The sequence below is a fragment of the Luteolibacter yonseiensis genome (assembly GCF_016595465.1).
Taxonomy (GTDB): Bacteria; Verrucomicrobiota; Verrucomicrobiia; order Verrucomicrobiales; family Akkermansiaceae; genus Luteolibacter; species Luteolibacter yonseiensis.
Map to the genome: position 1 here is coordinate 42,458 of NZ_JAENIK010000012.1, position 13,064 is coordinate 55,521.

A 13,064-nucleotide genomic window follows, 5' to 3' on the forward strand; every position below is an offset into this window, starting at 1 on the left:
GGGAGCTTCTCAAGTAACCCCAGAAAGGTAAAATCCATGATCATCAAAGCAATTGTTCCGGTTCGTGCCGGTTCACAACGGGTAAAGAACAAGAATATCAAACCTTTCGCGGGTTCAAGCCTTCTTGAACTTAAGATCCGTGAACTCCAAGCGTGTGCTCACATCAGCGAGGTGGTTGTCAATTCCGACAGCGACGAGATGCTCGAACTGGCGGCGAACTGCGGAGCGAGACCTGAGAAGAGGGATCCCTATTTCGCAAGTGCCACGGTCCCCATGAATGAGGTTTACGAATACCTCGCGAAAACGACGGACGCTGATGTGATCGTGCACGCTCCCGCCACAAGTCCGTTGATCACCAGTGCCACGTTTGATGAGTTGATCACGCAGTTTCTTGGCCTTGATCCTGCTGAATATGATTCGCTCAATACAGTGCACGACGTGAAGGAATTTCTTTGGCTTGGGAATGCTCCGTTGAATTTTGGAATTGAAGCGATTCCCCATTCGCAAGATCTGCCTGACGTCTTGGCGTTCAACTGGGCTGCTGGAATTATGCACAGAGAGAATCTCATCCGCCGCAAGGCGATAGTCGGCCTGAAGCCCTATCTTCATAAACTCAGTCACGAGGAAGCGTTCGATATAGACACTCCGGAGCAGTTCGAATTCGCAGAATATCTGCTCCGCAAGCGGAAAATGGATCAGGAAACAACTCTTAGCCCCCAATGAACATTCTGGATTCCATCTACGAGGAGGTCCTCAAGCATCTCCCGCAGATCCTCTCCCTGCGGAACCAGCGCGTCCAAAAAGACGATGGCTCGTTCGTCACCGAGGGCGACCTGCTCGTGCAACGTCTGGTGATGGACCTGATCCAACAACAGGAACCGGGCCTCGTGTTGCTTTCGGAGGAAATGCCGCTGCTTCCAGCTGATTGGTTGACCGGTCGAATACTGGTGGTAGATCCGATCGATGGAACTGAGAATTTCACTTCGGGTTTGCCCGAATGGGGCGTCGCACTTTGCCTCTACGAGAATGGCGAACACCTTGATTCTCTCCTCTTCTGCCCTGAAATGGGATTGAAAGTCCGTCATGGCGACAGGAGCGCGATCGAGTATTCACGGATCGCTGGAATCTCTTCCTCCCTCACGAGGGAAGATCTGTTGCGCTTGGAACCCGGTTACGAATACAGGATAATGGGTTGCTGCGTGTATAACATGATCAACGTCCTGCGTGGTGCCTACGCCACCTTTGAGAATCCCAAAGGTGCCTGGATATGGGATATTCTCGGGGCTCTGAACATCGCCCGCAAAGCTGGTCTTAATGTCACTGTGAACGAACAACCTTATGAAGGAAGATTCTTGGAACCTAATCGAAAGTATCGCTTCAAGATTTCGCGGTAAACCGATTTATGTAATCGGCAAGGGAGCTTCCCTGGACAGCTTGCCCACGGGTTTCAGACCCGATGGTTTGACGTTGTCCGTGAACGACGCGGAGCTGGCGATTCCGTCGCATATCGCGATCGCGACCCAGCCATGGGTGGCAGAGCGGCTTGATGACGATGGAGCGAAGGCCGAGCTATACCTTGTAAATCATCTGCAGGGACTTCCCAACGAGAGGCTTCTGGAATCGATCCCCGGCCCCCTTTCTCAAGATGGCCTGTTGATTCGCCGAATCGAGGACCCTCAACTTTATGCCGAGCCAGTTGCCATTGCCACATCGGTCAAGATCGGGCGCCATCTGGCGATGATATCCGGCATTCCGCAGAAGCTGGTCTTTCTTGGGTTTGATTTCGGGTTCAGCGTGGGTGAGCACGCCACGGCGGTAAGCGAGGAACAAAGTGCCGAGGCTTCGGTAAGACGCTCGATCATTGTGTCTCAGGAGAGCATGTTCGTGCAGCTCAGCCATTATTTCGAGGATAAGGGCTATGGCGAACTCGTCCACGTTGGCGGAAAGCCATACAGCCGCATCAATGTCCAACGATTCTTGTCTGAATATGGCACGGCAGCAGGCAAACGCCGGGAGCTCCCCACGAGCTATGCCCAAGCGGCCGACGAGCCGGTCTGGGTCGTCGCCGAACTTACGAACAATCATCTGGGCGACATCCAGCGTCTGCGCCGAATGGTCCAGCTTGCCAAAAGCGCGGGAGCAGACCTGATCAAGGTTCAAAAGAGGGATGTGGACAGTTTTTATTCAAAAGACCAGCTCGACAGTTATTATTGGTCGCCATTTGGCAACACCTTGGGTGACTATCGGAGGGGAGTCGAACTTACCGATGAGGCTTTGGAAGCCTTGGAAGATGAGTGCCGTCGCAACGATATCCATTGGTTTTGCTCGGTGCTGGACATCCAATCCTACAGGGCCTTGGAGCGGTTTTCTCCGCAACTCATCAAGATTCCGTCCACCATATCGAATCATCACAGGTACCATGACGGAATTGTGAGGAACTATCAGGGCGGTTTTGTAGTATCGACCGGCATGACCGATTCCGGGTATGAACAGCATGTTCTGGATCAGTTCGGTCATGCGGCGCCGCTTTTCCTCCTGCAGTGCACCTCTGCGTATCCGACCCCGCCAGAAGCATGCCAACTGGCCGTAATCCGGCACTACAGGATCCTGGCAGAAAGACATCCCAATCTCATTCCAGGCTATTCCAGCCATGACTCTGGTTCGTTGGGTTCCATGTTGGCCGTGGCGGCCGGTGCAAAGATGATCGAAAAGCACGTCAAACTGGGTGACGTCGAATGGGTTCATTTTGACAAGGTGGCCGTAGACTTGGAAAACGGCGAATTCGCCGCGTTCGTCGCAGATGTCCGTAAGGCGGAGGTTCTGACCGGGCGTGAGATCAAGCTTGTTCAGGACCAGGAGCACCACAAATATGTGGTGCAGGAGAATAATTAGCCCGGTCCAGGAGGACTATATAGCTCTCGCTTCGTTTGGCGGGGGGGTGTCTTGGGGAGCGATTGTGATTGGTTCCCGGACAGAGACATAAATATGGAAATTCACTGGCATCTCATGTTGGCTTAAAACATGACAGCGCTTGTGACGTTCCACAGCGAGCTATCCGTCGCACAGACATCGATTCCATAGAAAAATTATGGTTAAGTTCACACGGAAGGTATTAGGCAGGCTTTTCAGGGCGGTTTTCAAGAAGCCCGACAAGGAGGGCCGCAGGGTTCGTTCTAGTCTCGCTTTTTTCGAATCCCTTCGAAACAAGCATGCTGGCAAACCGGGCTTCGTGATTGGGAACGGACCGAGCCTGCGTGTTGAAGATCTTGACAGGCTTAAGGGAATCGTGAGCATCGCATCCAATAAAGTATATCTCGCCTTTGATCAGACGGCATGGCGTCCGGATTATTACACCGTCGCTGATCCCCTTATTTGGGAGAAAGTCCGTTCGGTGGTGGGCCGGTTTGTTCAAGCCGTCATCATTCCTACGTATTTGGATGCTCCGACAAGAGGGGCGAAGCACATCAAAACATTCAGATATTTGGGCAATGCAGCGGTTTCCCCACCGGCCGAGGGGATCGCCTTCTCAAGGGATTTTACGAAAGGAGCTTATGGCGGCTACACCGTCACCTACGAAAATCTTCAACTGGCCGTTTATCTCGGATTGAACCCGATTTATGTGATTGGCTGTGATCATTATTATATGGGGGAAGACTCCGTAGAAGCCGAACAGGTCATTGCGGTGGGAGAAAAGTCGAATCATTTCATTCCCAACTATTGGGAAAAGGGGGAGGTGGTCCACGTGGCCCCGATCAAGGAAATGACCAAGAGTTACCAAACGGCGCAGCGTTTCGCGGCGGAGAACAACATCCAGATCATCAATGCGACGCGTGGCGGGCACCTGGAGGCCTTTCCGCGGGGCGATTTGGATGAAATCCTGGCGCAATTGGAAAGCCGCTGAAATCGGCCCTTCTGGTCTCAATTTATCAAACGAATGCCGGAGTTCAAGACAGTCGCGCTGGTCGAGTGGCATTGGTCGGGCCATCATCCGGTCTATTTCGCGCTGTTCGCTTCGGCGCTGGCGGAGATCGGATGCCGGGTTGTGCCCTTCTGTCCGGCTCCTGAAGAGTTCCCCGCGCTGATCGCGCAGACGCCTGTGGCGGATTCCGCGGCAATGGCGAGAATCGAACCCGCGGATCGTGTTCCGGTTCCACGGGCATCCCGTATGAGGCCCGCCCGGTTCCGGCCCGCGGTTCATGCGATCCGGAAATTCGGTGGATTGGGCAATCAATTGCGTGCTTGGGAACGTCAGAATTCCGCCCGGATCGATTTGGTTTTCTTCGCGTGTGTTTACGATTTCGATTTTGCGAACATCGCCCTCGGTGAGCGATTTTTCGGATTCAGGTGGTCGGGTCTCTACCTCCACGCACGCTCCTTCCGGATGCCGGGTTCTCCCATTCCTTATGTCGGGAGCTTGCCCTGTCCTGAAAAGATTTTTTCGATTGGGTCGCTGCATTCGGCCGGGGTTCTGGACGAAGGAGCGGTCGGGCCGCTCGGGGCCATCACCAATGGCCGGAAGGTGGTCGGATTTCCGGATCTGTCGGACACCCGCCTGCCGCCCGCCGGCGATCCGGATTGGGGTCTGGCGAACAAGATCCGGAGCTTTGCGGCGGGCAGGCCGATCATCTCATTGGTAGGTCATCTTCAAAGGACCAAGGGAATGGTTCAATTCACCAGGCTCGCGGAAGATCCTTCCATGAAGGATGTGTTCTTTTTCCTGGGGGGAGAGGTCAATTGGGTCGAGATCCCTGAAAAGGAGCGCGAGGAAGTCCGGGCCATTTGGGAAAGAGCGCCCAACGTTTATGCCCACCTCCAGCGGGTGGGAACGGAAAGCGGTCTCAATGCCCTGATATCCGTCTCCGACATCGTGATGGCCGCCTATACGGATTTCCCCAACAGCAGCAATATTCTTACCAAAGCGGCCTTCCTGAGACGTTCCGTCATCGTGAGCAATGGTTACCTGATGGCTGAGAGGGTGAGAAATTTCAAACTCGGGCAGATCGTCGAGGAAGGCAATATCGGAGAGATGAGGGAGGCTGTCCTTACCATACTGAATCAGAAATCCCAGCCCGGCGATTCGGATGATGATCTGCGTTTGGCTTATCAAAAAAGGCATTCTTATCCCGCATTGATGGAATCCTTCGAACTCGCTTTGGGAGAGAGCAAACCTTGAGCCATCCCTCCCGGTGAAGGCGATGTCCTGATCGTGGCAATTTTCGCCAGTTCTCGAAAAAGTTTTCCTCAACTCCATGCATCGATCCACAACCTGTCCCCAACTGGCCGGATCGCGCCGACTCCTGTCATGACCGTCTTCCCTCATCAGTGATCGGTCGATCCCACGCCTCTTCGCGAATTTTCCTCGGTATGTCCGAACCCAATCTTGTCAGCATTGTCATTCCCTGTTTCCGGATGGCCCGGTATGTCGGGGACGCGTTGGAATCGATCGGTAAGCAGAGTTACGCCAACTGGGAGATCGTCGCCGTCGATGACTGCGGACCGGAGGATGGCACGAAAGGTATTTTTGAAGCTTTTGCCGCCCGTTTTCCGGACCGCCGGATCGAGCTCATCCGTCACGAACAGAACGGAGGAGTCAGCAAGGCCAGGAACACCGCCATCGCGGCTGCGAAGGGGGAGTGGGTGGCTTTCCTCGATCCGGACGACTACTGGCTTCCGGGACATCTCCAGGCCGCCGTCGAAGTTTTCAAGAGCAAGCCGGAAACCGCCGTGGTGTCATGCGAGGTGGAGGCGTTCACCGAGGATGAGAAAGGTGTGGAAATCGTCCGCTGGCGGATACCGCCGTGGAAAATCAAGAGTTTTCCCGCATCCCTGGTGTATCACAATTTCATCCAGCCGTCCGCGGCGGTCGTCCGCAAAGATTTTCTGGATAGGATTTCGGGATTCGACACCACGCCGGAGATCCAGCATATCGAAGATTATGATCTGTGGATCAGGCTCGCCCAGCTCGAGGCGGGGTTCGAGCTGCTCCAAACCGCGACATGCCGCTATCGCAAGCATCCGCAGGCGGCGACCAGCGATCCCGAAAAAATGCGGCGCCTTCATGAGGTGTTGTTCCGCAAGCATATCCTGTTCTTCATCCAGATGCAGTCCCGGCTGCTTCAGGCCGAGGCGGAGTCATCCGCGCGGGTTGCCGCCAAGCTGGAGGGCCCGCTGTTCAAGATCGCCCACCGGGTTGACCGGCTGCTGGCGAAGCTCAAGACCCGGCTCGTTCCATAGGAATGAGATGATTCACGCAAACATCCTCCACCCGGACATCCATGCTTAAAGTATCAGTCTTGCTTTGTACCCACAACCCCAAGGACGGCTATATCACCAGGACCTTGGAGGCGCTGAAAGATCAGACTCTTCCCCGTGACCAGTGGGAGCTGATGCTGATCGACAATTCATCGGCGGATCCCCTTGCCGGCAGGTACGACCTGTCGTGGCATCCGAACGGCCGGCACCTTTTGGAAAAGGAGCTGGGGCTCACCCCCGCCAGGATGTGCGGGATCGCCAACGCGTCGTCAGAGCTGCTGGTCTTCGTGGATGACGACAACGTCCTTCGTCCCGATTATCTCGCAAAAGCCGTGGAGATCGCGGAAAAGCATCCATTCCTCGGAGCCTGGGGCGGCAACACCAAGGGCGTCTATGAGGTCACTCCTCCGGAATGGTTTGGCAAGTGGGCGGAATATATCGGTGTCAAGAAACATGACCGCTTCAATTGGACCAACGTTCCTTGCAATGCGAAATGCTCTCCCATCGGGGCGGGACTCTGCGTCCGCCGCGCGGTGGCGGTTGCCTATGCGGAGGAGCAGAAAAACTCCGACGAGCTGAAACTGGACCGTTGCGGCGACCTGTTGCTGGGCTGCGGTGATCTCGATCTCGCCTATCATTCGGTGAAACTGGACATGGGTTATGCCGTGACACCGGAGCTGGAGCTGGATCACCTCATTCCCGCCGGCCGGCTGACAGAGGAATATCTGGAGCGGCTCGTGGACCAGACGATGTTCAGCGGTGCTTTCCTCCAATTCAAATGGGGACAAATCGACAAATCATTCTCACCTCCGGGATGGAAAAGCCGGCAGCTGAAACGGTGGCGGAACCGTGGGAAATCCGCAATCGACCGCAAGCTGAACGAGGCCATTGACCGGGGATACGCGCGGGGCCGGCTCATGCTCGGTTCAGGAATGACACAGCAGGCTTTTCTCGCCCTCCAAGCTGGCGGGAAAAAATAAGGACGGGGCCGCGGGTTCGTTACAAGTATTATTCATGCGTATATTGGTGATCAGCCCGATAAGCAGCCATCCCCAGGACGAGGGGAACACCGAGCGGGTTTTCCAAATCATGACCCATCTCAAAAAGGAGGGGCACGATGTATTCCTCCTTTATTTCCAGATCCAATCCTTCAGCAAACCGAAAAATCTGGATGCCCTGTACGAGGCCTGGCCCGACAGGGTCGCCCACGTGGAAGTGTCCGGCAACCTCAAGGGCAAAGGGCCTGCGATCACACCGAGATATGCCCTTTATCGAAAGATACTCGGACTGGGCCACAAGCTTCCAAGGAGCTTGCGGCCGTCATTCTATTCGTTGTCCGACGTGATCGGAGGAGCCGACCGTTGGGTGCCGAGACGCGCCGGCGGCAAACTGCGTGAGGTGGTGGAGGCATTCAAACCGGAAGCGGTTGTCTGCGAATACGCGGTTCTATCGGCTTTCCTGGATGAGTTCGACTCCGGTGTCATCAAGATCATCGACACGCATGACAAATTCACCGACAGGAACAGCAACATCGGAAGGCAGGGGATCCTGCCTTGGCTGTCGTTCACGAAAAGCCAAGAACGCAAGGCGTTGCTGAGGGCGGATCATGTGATCGCCATCCAACAGGAGGAGGCCGCCTACTTCCGCGGATTGACCGCCGGTCGGAGCGCCGTGCATCTGGTGGAGCAATTGTCCGAATTGCCGGTCGTTTCGGATGCGTCGGACAGCCCCGGTGTTTTTGGCCTGATCGGTTCTCCAAACCCTTTCAATCTCGAAGGATTGGCGTGGTTCTACGAGAGCATCTGGCCCAAAATCACCAACGCGGTCCCGGGAGCAAAGATGGTGCTTGCGGGCAGCATCTGCGGTCGTGTGCCAGCGCCTTCCGGCGTGGTGGAGATCGGTTTTGTGAAGGACCGCGTGGACTTCTATAACCAATGTTCGTTCGTGGTAAATCCCGTGCGTGGTGGAACGGGCCTGAAAATCAAGTCCGTGGAGGCTCTCTTCCACGCCCGGCCGCTGGTAACGACCAAACATGGAGCCTCGGGGTTGCTCGATCTCTATCCGGACGGGATCATGGCGTGCGATGATCCTGGTGCCTTCGCGGAGGCATGTATCCTGTTGTTGAAGGATCAGGAGAAAGTTCGTTCCATGTCGAGGATGGCCTCGGAATCCGCGAGAAGGGTGGGAGACAAATCTTCGGCGAGCCTTGAGGAGTGTTTGCAGCCCCGCAAGCGATAGGGAAAACGAAGCTGCGGTTTTAGTGTTCACCAGTTGAAGATCTTCTGTCCATCTCCATCAGACACCCGTTTGCCGGGTGGTGGCCCACAATCATGCATCTGATCCATCTTCTTGAAAGGGTTCCTCCCGCGTTTGATGGCATCGGTGATTTTGCACTGATATTATCCCGGAGGCTTGAGGAAATCGGGGCCTGTTCCAACGCCCTGCTTCCGATGAGGGAAACCGGAGCGACGGAGAACGACCGGCAGCTTTCGGATTTCACCGACTACCGCACCAGGATCGAAGCGGAAATCAATCGTCATCGCAGCCGTCATCCTGGTGACAGGATCGCGCTGTTGCTTCACTTCAACCGTGGAGGGTTTCATCCGCACGGACTGCACTTCCATCTCAACTCCCTTCTGGGGTCGTTGAAAAAAAGCTTCGGCCTGCCGCTGTTCGTTTTTTTCCATGAATTCCTTCCGTCGCGTGCTCCGCGCAGACTCCACCGCTGGTTGCGGCCGGTGCAGGTTGCCGCCGCACGACGCCTGATCCGTGCCGCGTCGCATTGTTTCACCAACAACGAGGTTTACGCGAAACGCATCGCCGGGATCTGTCCGGGCGCCACTCCGGAAGTGGCTCCGATTTTTTCGAATATTGGCGAACCTGATCCCTCCGACACAGGGGGCAAGGAACCGGGTTCGTGGGTGATCTTCGGCTCGGCGGACCGGGCGAGGAATTCCCTGCGGGGCTTGGAACGCATGGTGAAGGCCGGAGAGCTGGCATTGAAACCCTCGGTCATCCGCGTGGTTGCCGGGGGACGGAAAATGGAAGCCCTGACAGCACAGGTTTCCAAGCTATCGGACCTCGGGGTGCAGGTGGAGGTCCTGCCCAATCTGCCGGCTCCGGAAGTGAGCGCCGTCTTTCAAAAAAGCGAGTTCTTCTTCACCGATTACCTCGCGGACATGGACGAGCCCTGGTTGGACATGCTGCTCAAGTCGGGCACCTTCGCCGCCGCCAATTCCCATGGAGTGATCACAGTGACTCCAAAGGATGGGTTGGGATGGATGACCGCGTCCGGCCATCCCGGTCTGGTTTTCTTGAATCAGGCAGAGCAGGGACGAGATGCCGCGAAACTGAATCCGGCCGCGTTGCGAACGTGGTATCATAATCGTTGTCATAGCCGGAATCTGGCGGCCCGGATGAAGGCGGCGATGGAATCGTTCTGATCGCAGGGTGGTGGAAAGCCGGGCATGCGGCGCGGTTTTCAGTGGAATTGGGAATATGATCGAGTCATCAAACGCCGGAGTAGATAAGAAGCCGACGGGGGCTCAGCGCATGGTCGGAATCGACCAATTGCGCTACGTGCTGGCCCTTTGGGTTTTCCTGTGTCACGGCGGACGTCCTCCTTTTCTCGAAGGGCACGGCAGCGCGGCGATATGGGATTGGGCCGACAAGCTTTACGCGTGGAGTGTCAACGGCCAGGCCGCGGTGATCGGTTTTTTCATCATCTCCGGGCTCTGCATCCATTATCCGAACATCCACAGGAAGAAAATCAATGTGATATCCTTCTACTGCGGGCGTATCCTGCGCCTGGGACTGCCGGTTGCGATATGCCTTTTTCTGGTCCGGTCGTCGGGGTATGACAAACATCATTGGTGGCTCTACGCGGTTCCTGTTTGGACCCTGTTTTGCGAGGCGATCTACTATGCGATCTATCCCGTAGTTCTACAGATGACCAAGAGAGGGTGGCTTCCGGCTCTCATCCTCGTTTCGAGCGTTGTTTCGTTCGCAATGATCATCGTTCTCGGCTCGCAGAGGGAGATGAATTTCCAGGAGGGGGGGATGGGCGGACTGTTTTTTTGGAAGACGGCGCTGTTGGCGCTTCCTTGCTGGCTTTCCGGCCTCCTGATAGCGGAACAATTTTCAAAAGCACCACCCGACTGGCATGCGGAACTAACCCGCGCCTCCATTTGGAAGTGGAGAATGGCGGCGGTGCTGCTGTCTGTTCCGACATTCCCTCTCTACCGGATCGGACTCTATCTTGATATTGTCAGGGATCCAATCAAGGGACTTCCCTTCGCCTCCCAAACGACCCTGCTGCTCTATGGCATCTTCGCCTTCATGTGGCTCAAGCGCGAGGTCGCCTATCATAATACCCTCAACCGGCCGGTTTGTGCCCTGTTCGAAAAATTCGGCAAGGCGTCCTATTCCCTGTATCTGGTCCATATCGGTGTGATCTGGCACATCGAGCGTTTCTTTGCCGGTCCTTCTTTTCCAGGTTATCTGTTGGAATGGCTGATTATCGTCATCGCGGTTCACATCGCGACATTCCTGTTCTATATTGCGGTGGAGAAACCTTCCCACAAGGCCGCTCAAAAATGCACCGGTTTTCTCAAGAAGGTGGCGGGCTACTAGGTTTCCCCGTGACAAGGCCTCCCCATTGCCAGGCCACGACATTTTTTCCATGAGCTCGACTTCACCCAAGATCACCTGCGCGATCCTCTGCTACAACTACGGGCGTTTTCTCGGACAGGCGATCGACAGCTGTCTCGACCAGACTTTGGACGCATCCTTGTATGAGGTTCTGGTGATCGATGACGGTTCGACGGATGAAACACCGGAAGTCTGTGCCGCATACGGAGACCGGATCCGCGTGTCACGTACCGCCAACCAGGGGTTCCCGGCAAGTTTGGGACGCGCTGTCACGGAGGCCCGGGGAGAGTACGTGATCCTGCTGGATGCGGATGATTATTTCCTCCCGGACAAGCTCGAGCTCTTCGATGCCGCTTTCAGGAACGGGGCTGAATTCGTGGTGAACGGTCATGAGGTCATTACCGAGGACAGTCCGGAGCGCGTGTATGGCGAAGGGGGACAGACCAGCACGATCGGATTCAGGAAGGCTCCCTCGCTGGACGTTCTGCCGGTGAACAACGAGTTGCCGTTCCACATCATCGGCAAGGCGTTCGGAGACAAATTCATCCCCGCCCCCCTGACGATTTATCGTGTTCACGGAGAGTCGATGACCAAGCGGGGAGGGTTCCGGCACGCGAAATATTTCGCGGACCGCTTCCGTGAATGTCATTTGAAATGCGTGGAGCTTCTGGACAAGCCCGGCTGGAGCGCGAAGCGTGCCGAACTTTTGAAAGCCGCCGCGCATTGGCGGACGGAAGAGGTCCGCGAGAGAATCAATTCCCGCATTGCCGAGCGCGACCGTTTGAAGGCGTTCGTGTGCTGCATCACGGCCGGTCGTGTGCTGGCGGATGAAGGGGTGGGGGCGCTGCGCATCTGGCGCACGGTGGCACGTGGCATTCTCTGGAGCACCGGCGTGCACTGGCGTTACCGCTGAAACGCATGGACGCGATGATCAATAAATGACGACTCAACCGGACAAGGGAATCACGGTGGTGGACTGGGGCGGCTTTCGCAAGGAGCTGGCCGGGGAGCTGCACAAACGCGGTTTGCTCGCGCGATACCTGACCACAAATCCCCGTTGGAAGGCGGCCCAGTCCGGCATTCCGGCGGAGCTGATCAGGAGCCGGAGCTTCTACCGTTATCTGGAAGCCGGTCTGGCACGCTCTCCCGCGTTGGAGAAAAAGTTCGCGTCCGCCCTCAAGCTGATGAAGGACAGGAACTTCGTCAGATTCGTGCCGGACAACATCGTTCCGGGGACGACCGTTTGTTTCCTTTCCGGTTCGGGAGAGGGGGTCTTGCGCGCCAGGGAGAACGGACGGCTGGAGCAGCCGGTCAAATGCATCCTCCAGCGCGGATCCGCGCATATCACCTGGTTGGAGGATCTCCTCGACCGCGAGTATGCGGTTTTGGGAATCAGGCGGAAAAGGCTGGCCGCCTATTATTTGGAAAAGGAGGAATATGAATATTCGTTCGCGGACCGCATCGTGGTGCCATCCGCGGTGGCGGCGAAAACCTATGTTTCAAGAGGGGTGGACCCGGAGAAGATATCGGTGATTTCCCTCGGAGCTCCGCCTCTTCCACCACGACAGGACGTCGCGGACAAGAGCCGCGCCTTGCAGGGAAAGCTGATCTACGTCGGGCAGTTGTCCGTGCGCAAGGGTTTCCACATCCTGGCCGAAGTGCTCCGCACGTCCAAGGCGGTCAAGGAGTTGATTGTCATCGGGAACGTCGTGGATCCGGAAGTGGTTGCGGCGCTCAAGGATGATCCCCGCGTCGTATGGAAGGGCGCCCTGCCCCGTGAACAGGTCATGAAGGAGCTTGCCCACGCGGATGCGCTGGTGCTGCCCAGCGTGGAGGATGGCTTCGGCAGGGTGGTTACCGAAGCATTTGTCGCCGGAATCCCGGCCATCGTCTCGGATTGCTGCGGAGCGAGCGAGGTGGTGCTGAAAACCGGTGGTGGCATCGTCTATGACGCGACCTCGCGTGAGGAACTACGGGATGCCATCGAGCGCCTGTTGACCGATGAGGCATTCAACAGGTCTTGCCGGGAAGCCATCGCGAGCGGCACCGGATCTTCGGGGGGCTGGGAGGAATACACGACCGGGTTTCTGAATGTCGTGGAACAGACCAGATCGAGATGATCGCCACGACGGCATGAGTGACCCCTTCAGCAGACTTATCTT

12 protein-coding genes are annotated in these 13,064 nt (G+C 56.3%); all 12 read left to right on the forward strand.

Annotated features, from left to right (window positions below; all coding sequences use genetic code 11):
- Positions 1 to 36 precede the first annotated feature (36 nt).
- The gene (locus JIN84_RS15985; RefSeq protein ID WP_200352074.1) at positions 37 to 723 is read left to right on the forward strand and encodes an acylneuraminate cytidylyltransferase family protein; all 687 of its coding nucleotides are present in this window, start codon (positions 37 to 39) and stop codon (positions 721 to 723) included.
- The gene (locus tag JIN84_RS15990; protein WP_200352075.1) at positions 720 to 1,394 is read left to right on the forward strand and encodes an inositol monophosphatase family protein; all 675 of its coding nucleotides are present in this window, start codon (positions 720 to 722) and stop codon (positions 1,392 to 1,394) included. Before JIN84_RS15985 ends, JIN84_RS15990 begins: the two co-directional genes overlap by 4 nt.
- Complete coding sequence (locus JIN84_RS15995; RefSeq protein WP_200352076.1) at positions 1,339 to 2,892, forward strand: N-acetylneuraminate synthase family protein; 1,554 nt, start codon at positions 1,339 to 1,341, stop codon at positions 2,890 to 2,892. The genes JIN84_RS15990 and JIN84_RS15995 overlap by 56 nt, the downstream gene beginning before the upstream one ends.
- A 196-nt stretch (positions 2,893 to 3,088) precedes the next feature.
- Positions 3,089 to 3,901, forward strand: a complete 813-nt coding sequence (locus JIN84_RS16000) for a 6-hydroxymethylpterin diphosphokinase MptE-like protein (RefSeq protein WP_200352077.1) — start codon at positions 3,089 to 3,091, stop codon at positions 3,899 to 3,901.
- A gap of 33 nt (positions 3,902 to 3,934) precedes the next feature.
- Positions 3,935 to 5,173, forward strand: a complete 1,239-nt coding sequence (locus JIN84_RS16005) for a hypothetical protein (protein WP_200352078.1) — start codon at positions 3,935 to 3,937, stop codon at positions 5,171 to 5,173.
- A 191-nt stretch (positions 5,174 to 5,364) separates the two neighbouring features.
- Positions 5,365 to 6,234, forward strand: coding sequence for a glycosyltransferase family 2 protein (locus tag JIN84_RS16010; protein ID WP_200352079.1), 870 nt, complete (start codon positions 5,365 to 5,367; stop codon positions 6,232 to 6,234).
- A gap of 41 nt (positions 6,235 to 6,275) precedes the next feature.
- Positions 6,276 to 7,232, forward strand: coding sequence for a glycosyltransferase (locus JIN84_RS16015; RefSeq protein ID WP_200352080.1), 957 nt, complete (start codon positions 6,276 to 6,278; stop codon positions 7,230 to 7,232).
- 109 nt (positions 7,233 to 7,341) lie between these two features.
- The gene (locus JIN84_RS16020) at positions 7,342 to 8,490 is read left to right on the forward strand and encodes a glycosyltransferase (RefSeq protein WP_200352081.1); all 1,149 of its coding nucleotides are present in this window, start codon (positions 7,342 to 7,344) and stop codon (positions 8,488 to 8,490) included.
- A 92-nt stretch (positions 8,491 to 8,582) separates the two neighbouring features.
- The gene (locus JIN84_RS16025) at positions 8,583 to 9,695 is read left to right on the forward strand and encodes a glycosyltransferase family protein (protein WP_200352082.1); all 1,113 of its coding nucleotides are present in this window, start codon (positions 8,583 to 8,585) and stop codon (positions 9,693 to 9,695) included.
- Between the two features lie 55 nt (positions 9,696 to 9,750).
- Positions 9,751 to 10,884 (forward strand): acyltransferase family protein, encoded by a 1,134-nt coding sequence (locus tag JIN84_RS16030; protein WP_200352083.1) that lies wholly within the window; start codon positions 9,751 to 9,753, stop codon positions 10,882 to 10,884.
- A 49-nt stretch (positions 10,885 to 10,933) separates the two neighbouring features.
- Positions 10,934 to 11,815: a glycosyltransferase family 2 protein gene (locus tag JIN84_RS16035; RefSeq protein ID WP_200352084.1), complete on the forward strand. Its 882-nt coding sequence runs from the start codon at positions 10,934 to 10,936 to the stop codon at positions 11,813 to 11,815.
- A 25-nt stretch (positions 11,816 to 11,840) separates the two neighbouring features.
- Entirely contained in the window at positions 11,841 to 13,022 is a 1,182-nt protein-coding gene (locus JIN84_RS16040) for a glycosyltransferase family 4 protein (protein WP_200352085.1), read from the forward strand.
- Positions 13,023 to 13,064 lie beyond the last annotated feature (42 nt).